The organism is Streptomyces albiaxialis, from assembly GCF_039530985.1.
GTDB classification, from domain to species: Bacteria; Actinomycetota; Actinomycetes; order Streptomycetales; family Streptomycetaceae; genus Streptomyces; species Streptomyces albiaxialis.
This window is the reverse complement of the sequence record NZ_BAAAPE010000001.1, coordinates 1,099,009-1,105,370: the sequence shown is the minus strand read 5'-3', so window position 1 is coordinate 1,105,370 and position 6,362 is coordinate 1,099,009. Positions and strand designations below refer to the sequence as shown.

At 70.0% G+C, this 6,362-nt stretch carries 8 protein-coding genes; 4 read left to right on the top strand and 4 right to left on the bottom strand.

The genetic code is table 11. From position 1 onward, the window contains the following. Positions 1 to 111: 111 nt before the first annotated feature. The 3 genes from ABD343_RS04910 to ABD343_RS04900 form a co-directional block, all read right to left on the bottom strand. The gene (locus tag ABD343_RS04910) at positions 112 to 1,143 is read right to left on the bottom strand and encodes an alanine racemase (protein ID WP_344524288.1); all 1,032 of its coding nucleotides are present in this window, start codon (positions 1,141 to 1,143) and stop codon (positions 112 to 114) included. A gap of 48 nt (positions 1,144 to 1,191) precedes the next feature. Next, positions 1,192 to 2,322 (bottom strand): lipid II:glycine glycyltransferase FemX, encoded by a 1,131-nt coding sequence (locus tag ABD343_RS04905; RefSeq protein ID WP_344524286.1) that lies wholly within the window; start codon positions 2,320 to 2,322, stop codon positions 1,192 to 1,194. An 86-nt stretch (positions 2,323 to 2,408) separates the two neighbouring features. After that, a complete protein-coding gene (locus ABD343_RS04900) occupies positions 2,409 to 2,717 on the bottom strand; it encodes a hypothetical protein (protein WP_344524284.1) in 309 nt (102 codons plus the stop codon). Positions 2,718 to 2,954: 237 nt separating this feature from the next. Here ABD343_RS04900 and rpsF point away from each other — a divergent pair, with 237 nt between their 5' ends. The 4 genes from rpsF to rplI all read left to right on the top strand — a co-directional run bounded on the left by rpsF (position 2,955) and on the right by rplI (position 4,660). Next, positions 2,955 to 3,245 carry a 30S ribosomal protein S6 gene (gene rpsF / locus ABD343_RS04895; protein WP_185017594.1) on the top strand — a complete coding sequence of 97 codons (291 nt, stop codon included), beginning with the start codon at positions 2,955 to 2,957 and terminating at the stop codon, positions 3,243 to 3,245. Between the two features lie 101 nt (positions 3,246 to 3,346). Further along, on the top strand, positions 3,347 to 3,934 hold the full coding sequence (locus ABD343_RS04890) for a single-stranded DNA-binding protein (protein ID WP_344524281.1): 588 nt from the start codon (positions 3,347 to 3,349) through the stop codon (positions 3,932 to 3,934). Positions 3,935 to 3,958: 24 nt separating this feature from the next. After that, a complete protein-coding gene (rpsR, locus tag ABD343_RS04885; RefSeq protein WP_003978893.1) occupies positions 3,959 to 4,195 on the top strand; it encodes a 30S ribosomal protein S18 in 237 nt (78 codons plus the stop codon). An 18-nt stretch (positions 4,196 to 4,213) separates the two neighbouring features. After that, positions 4,214 to 4,660, top strand: a complete 447-nt coding sequence (gene rplI, locus ABD343_RS04880) for a 50S ribosomal protein L9 (RefSeq protein WP_344524279.1) — start codon at positions 4,214 to 4,216, stop codon at positions 4,658 to 4,660. 210 nt (positions 4,661 to 4,870) lie between these two features. Here rplI and ABD343_RS04875 read toward each other — a convergent pair whose 3' ends face one another. Next, positions 4,871 to 6,226: an MATE family efflux transporter gene (locus ABD343_RS04875; protein WP_344524277.1), complete on the bottom strand. Its 1,356-nt coding sequence runs from the start codon at positions 6,224 to 6,226 to the stop codon at positions 4,871 to 4,873. Positions 6,227 to 6,362 lie beyond the last annotated feature (136 nt).

The window sequence follows — 6,362 nt, the reverse complement described above, 5'->3', positions numbered from 1 at the left end:
CCCGCGCCCCTTTGCCCTCAAGGGGCGCGGGGAACTGCGCGCGCAACCACGACACTACGTGCAGTCGGGAATGCACAGTCCCCGGCAGATGCGTAGCCGCCGGCAACAGGGCTAGCGGTCGAGCGTGCGGTCCACCGTGGTCGTCGTGTGGCGGAGGATCGCCGTCAGCTCCTCGCCGACCTTCGGCTCCGGGGCGTCCGAGGGGACGAAGAGGATCGAGACCTGCATGTGCGGCGGCTCCGCGAACCAGCGCTGCTTGCCCGCCCAGACGAACGGGGACAGGTTCCGGTTCACCGTCGCCAGGCCCGCGCGGGCGACGCCCTTGGCGCGCGACGTCATGCCGTGCAGGGCCTTCGGCGACTCCAGGCCGACCCCGTGCGACGTACCGCCCGCGACCACGACCAGCCAGCCGTCGCCGCCCGACTTCGTCTGCCGGTAGCCGAAGCGGTCGCCCTTCGCGACGCGGGTGACGTCCAGGATCGCGCCCCGGTACTCCGTCGCGTCATGGTCGCCCAGCCACAGCCGGGTGCCGATCCGCGCCCGGAACCGGGTCTGCGGGAACTGCTGCTGGAGGACCGAGAACTCCTGCGGCTTCAGATGGCTCACGAACATCGTGTCCAGCGGCAGCCGAGCCGCGCGCAGCCGGTCCATCCACGCGATGACCTCCTCCACCGCGTCCGAACCGTCCGCGCGGTCCAGCGGCAGGTGCAGCGCGAAGCCCTCCAGACGGACCTCGTCGATCGCCGCGTGCAGCTTCGGCAGGTCCTCCTCGGTGATCCCGTGCCGCTTCATGCTGCTCATGACCTCGACCACGACCCGCGCGCCGCGCATCAGGCCCACGCCCTCCACCGAGGACACCGAGCGGATCGCCCGGTCCGGGAGCGGCACCGGCTCCTCGTCCTTGCGGAACGGCGTCAGCACGAGCAGGTCGCCGCCGAACATGTCCTTGATCCGCGCGGCTTCGTACGTCGTGCCGACGGCCAGGATGTCGGCGCCGAAGCGCGTGGCCTCGTCCGACAGCCGCTCGTGTCCGAAGCCGTAGCCGTTGCCCTTGCAGACCGGCACGATCCCCGGGAACTGCTGTATCACCGACTGCTGGTGCGCCCGCCAGCGTTCGGTGTCGACGTAGAGGGTGAGCGCCATGGCCGGTACGGCACCTTTCTCGATCCGGGTGTGAGGGCTGTGTGAGTGTCAGCGCCTGGACATGTAGATGTCCAGGGCCTTGTGCAGCAGCTTATTGAGCGGGAAGTCCCACTCGCCGAGATACTCGGCAGCCTGCCCCCCGGTGCCCACCTTGAACTGGATCAGTCCGAAGAGGTGGTCGTTCTCGTCCAGCGAGTCGCTGATGCCCCGCAGGTCGTACACGCCCGCGCCCAGCGCGTACGCGTCCTGCAGCATCCGCCACTGCATCGCGTTCGACGGCCGGACCTCGCGCTTGTGGTTCGCCGAGGCGCCGTACGAGTACCAGACGTGGCCGCCGACGATCAGCATCGTCGCCGCCGAGATCCGCTCGCCCTCGTGCTCGGCGAAGTAGAGCCGCATCCGGTTGGGGTCCTCGGCGTTCAGCACGTTCCACATGCGCTGGAAGTACGCCTTCGGGCGCGGGCGGAACCGGTCGCGCTCGGCCGTGATCTCGTACAGCCGCTGCCACTCGTCCAGGTCGTACGGATTCGCCATGTTGCCCTGGACGACCTGGACACCGGCCTTGTCGGCCTTCTTGATGTTCCGCCGCCAGAGCTGGTTGAAGCCCTTGTGCACGTCCTCCAGGGAGCGGCCCTCCAGCGGCACCTGGTACACGTACCGCGGCTGCACGTCGCCGAAGCCCGCGCCGCCGTCCTCGCCCTGCTGCCAGCCCATGCGCCGCAGCCGGTCGGCGACCTCGAAGGCGCGCGGCTCGATGTGCGTCGCCTCCACGTCCCGCAGCCGCTTGACGTCCTGGTCCTGGATGCCCTTCTTGATCGCCGCGGCGTCCCAGCGCCGGATCACGACGGGCGGCCCCATCTTCACCGAGAAGGCGCCCTGCTGCTTCAGGTGCGCCAGCATCGGCTTGAGCCACTCCTCCAGGTTCGGCGCGTACCAGTTGATCACCGGGCCCTCGGGCAGGTACGCCAGGTACCGCTTGACCTTCGGGAGCTGGCGGTACAGCACCAGCCCGGCCCCGACCATCTCCCCGGTCCTGTCGTCGAACCAGCCCAGGTTCTCCGCGCGCCACTCGCTCTTCACATCCGCCCAGGCGGGCACCTGGCAATGGCTGGCGGACGGCAGGCTCTGGATATACGCCAGATGCTGCTCTCGGCTGATGGTCCTCAGGGTCAGACTCATGCGGGACGCTCCTCCGGCGAACGTGTGATGCTCGCCGGAAGCCTACTGTGCCCCGCAAAGCCCCGTTCGGGCCCGTCAGCCGAGCGTCAGGGGATGAGGCCGCCGTGGGCGACGCCCAGATAGAAGCCCACGCCCGCGGCGCCGAGGCCGATGATCGCGACGAAGCGCTCACCGGTCGTCGCGGAGATGAACTGCGCCCACATCCCGGTGAGCACCCCGGCCAGACCCGTCCACGAGCTGATCAGATGCAGTCCGGGCCAGATCGAGGTGATGATCGCCACCGCCCCGAGGAGCATCGTGACCGCGGCGAACGAGTTCTCCACGGGATGCGGCTTGCCGTCCGAGTTGAGGAGGGAGACGGGGCTGAAGTGACTACGACGCACGGCCTGTGCCATGGGGCACCTCCTGACAGAAGGCGACGCGGAATGTAACGCCGCTCACACCTGTGCTGTCCAGATTGCGGGGGGATCCCCCAGGATTTCAACCGGAAGGCCGAGGACAGGTAGGCTGGTCCGTCTGCGCAGTCCCCGTATGCCCGCTCACGGCGGCCGTACGCGGCGCGCGGACACGCATCACGACCCTCCTGCCACGGAACGACCGTGGCCGCTGAGTCCAGAGGAGGTGGGTTCTACATGCGTCACTACGAGGTGATGGTGATCCTCGACCCCGATCTGGAGGAGCGCGCTGTCTCCCCCCTGATCGAGAGCTTCCTTTCCGTCGTCCGCGAGGGCGACGGCAAGGTCGAGAAGGTCGACACCTGGGGCCGTCGTCGTCTCTCCTACGAGATCAACAAGAAGCCCGAGGGCATCTACTCGGTCATCGACCTCCAGGCCGAGCCTGCCGTGGTCAAGGAACTCGACCGTCAGATGAACCTCAACGAGTCCGTTCTGCGGACCAAGGTCCTCCGTCCCTCGACCCACTGAGGTCCCGGGACACCGAGTAGCACCACCGGCCGCGCTCAGCGCGGCACCACAGCACCACCGAGCTCCACAGCAGCCAGCAGCACCCGCCGAGAGGTTCACCCATGGCAGGCGAGACCGTCATCACGGTCGTCGGCAATCTCGTCGACGACCCCGAGCTGCGCTTCACCCCCTCCGGTGCGGCGGTCGCGAAGTTCCGCGTCGCGTCCACTCCGCGCACCTTCGACCGGCAGACCAATGAGTGGAAGGACGGCGAGAGCCTGTTCCTGACCTGCTCGGTCTGGCGGCAGGCGGCGGAGAACGTCGCCGAGTCCCTCACCAAGGGGACCCGCGTCATCGTGCAGGGCCGCCTCAAGCAGCGCTCGTACGAGGACCGCGAGGGCATCAAGCGCACGGTCTACGAGCTGGACGTCGACGAGGTCGGCGCCAGCCTCCGCAACGCGACGGCCAAGGTCACCAAGACCAGCGGCCGGGGTGGCCAGGGCGGCGGCTTCGGCGGTGGCGGCGGCCAGGGTGGCGGCGGCTGGGGCGGCGGCCCCGGCGGCGGCCAGCAGGGCGGCGGCGGTCCCGCGGGCGACCCGTGGGCCACGGGCGCCCCGGCCGGCGGCGGCCAGCAGGGCGGCGGTGGCGGCGGCTGGGGCGGCGGCCCCGGCGGCGGCGGTGGCGGTTACTCGGACGAGCCGCCCTTCTGATCGAACTTATCTGGAGAAGAGACAATGGCGAAGCCGCCTGCTCGCAAGCCGAAGAAGAAGGTTTGCGTGTTCTGCAAGGAGAAGATCTCCTACGTCGACTACAAGGACACGAACCTGCTGCGGAAGTTCATCTCCGACCGCGGCAAGATCCGTGCCCGCCGGGTCACCGGCAACTGCACCCAGCACCAGCGTGACGTCGCCACGGCCGTGAAGAACAGCCGTGAGATGGCGCTGCTGCCCTACACCTCGACCGCGCGATAAGGAAAGGGTGACCACAGCATGAAGATCATCCTGACCAACGAGGTCTCCGGCCTCGGTGCCGCGGGCGATGTTGTCGAGGTCCGCGACGGGTACGCCCGTAACTACCTGGTCCCGCGCGGTTTCGCGATCCGCTGGACCAAGGGTGGCGAGAAGGACGTCGAGCAGATCCGCCGCGCCCGCAAGATCCGCGAGATCGCGACGATCGAGCAGGCCAACGAGGTCAAGGGCCAGCTCGAGGGCGTCAAGGTGCGCCTGACGGTCCGCGCCGGTGACCAGGGCCGTCTGTTCGGCTCCGTGACCCCGGCCGACATCGCCGACGCCATCAAGGCGGCGGGTGGCCCGGACGTCGACAAGCGCCGCGTCGAGCTGGGCGCCCCGATCAAGTCCCTGGGCGCGCACCAGGTCTCGGTCCGGCTCCACGCCGACGTCGCCGCGAAGATCGACGTCGAGGTCGCCGCGGCGTAACGCGTATCGCTGCGCTCGGCCTCTGCCGATGCACGAGGGCCCCGCCCTTCTCCGGTTTCGCCGGAGGGGGCGGGGCCTTCGGTGCTTTCGCGGGTGCCCGTGCGTCGTGGCTGGGCGCGCAGTCCCCGCGCCCCTGACGGGGTGCCCCCTGTTTCACGTGAAACAGGGGGCACCCCGTCGCACGGTTTCACGTGAAACGGTGGCGCGCGGTCACGCCCGCACGGCCCCTGTGACGATCCACCGTCCCGAGCGGGCGCGGAGCCACAGGGTGACCAGGCGGGTGCCCATCATCAGTCCCGCGACCATCCACCACAGGGCGGTCAGGCCCCCGCCCATCGACGGGACCAGCAGCGCCATCGGGGCGAACAGTGCGAGCGTCACCAGCATCGCGCCCGCGAGATACGGGCCGTCGCCCGCGCCCATCAGCACACCGTCCAGCACGAAGACCACGCCCGCGATGGGCTGGGTCACCGCGACCACCAGCAGCACCGGCGTGAGCTGGTCGATCACCGACTGGTCCGAGGTGAACAGGGGCATGAACAGCGGACGTACGAGCGCGACCAGCGCCCCCAGCACCACGCCCGAGGCGATCCCCCACTGCACCATCCGCCGGCACGCGGCCCGTGCGCCCTCCTCGTCCGAGGCCCCGAGATAGCGCCCGATGATGGCCTGCCCGGCGATCGCGATGGCGTCCAGCGCGAAGGCCAGCAGGGACCAGAGGGTCAGCGCGATCTGGTGCGCCGCGATGTCCGCGTCCCCCATCCGGGCCGCCACCACGGTCGCGATCATCATGACCGCGCGCAGCGAGAGCGTACGGATCAGCAGCGGGGCGCCCGCCTGGGCGCTGGCCCGTATGCCCGCGAGGTCGGGGCGGAGCGGGGCGCCGTGCTTGCGGGCCCCGCGGACGACGACGGTCAGATAGACGGCCGCCATCGCGCACTGGGCGATCACCGTGCCCCAGGCGGAGCCCGCGATGCCGAGGTGGAAGCCGTAGACGAGGAGGACATTGAGCGCCGCGTTCGCCGTGAAACCGCCGATCGCGACGTAGAGCGGGGTGCGGGTGTCCTGGAGGCCGCGCAGCACGCCTGTCGCGGCCAGCACGACCAGCATCGCGGGGATGCCGAGCGCGCTGACCCGCAGATACGTCACGCCGTACGGCGCGGCCGTCTCCGAGGCGCCGAAGAGGTCGAGGAGCGCGGGCGCGGTGGGGATGACGACGGCCACGACGGCGGCGCCGAGGAGCAGCGCGAGCCAGATGCCGTCGATGCCCTGGCGCAGCGCGGCGGGCAGATCGCCCGCGCCGAGGCGGCGGGCGACGGCGGCCGTGGTGGCGTAGGCGAGGAAGACGAAGATGTTGACGCCGGTCTGGAGGAGGGCCGCCGCGACGCCGAGTCCGGCGAGCTGCGGGGTGCCCAGATGGCCGACGATGGCGCTGTCGGCCATGACGAAGAGGGGCTCCGCGACGAGCGCGCCGAAGGCGGGGAGGGCGAGCGCGACGATCTCCCGGTCGTGCCGTCGCACGGCTGCTCGCGCCGAGGATTTCGGCGTGGCGGAGGAGGGGCTCATGGGTTCGATCCAAACATCCACAGGTAATGAGCGCAAGGCACCATCGCCTGTTACTTGTCCGTGTACGGAAAGGCTCTGCGCCGGGCAGATGAACCTCTGCGGGTACAAGTCCCGAAGTTTTTTCCCCGCACAGGGG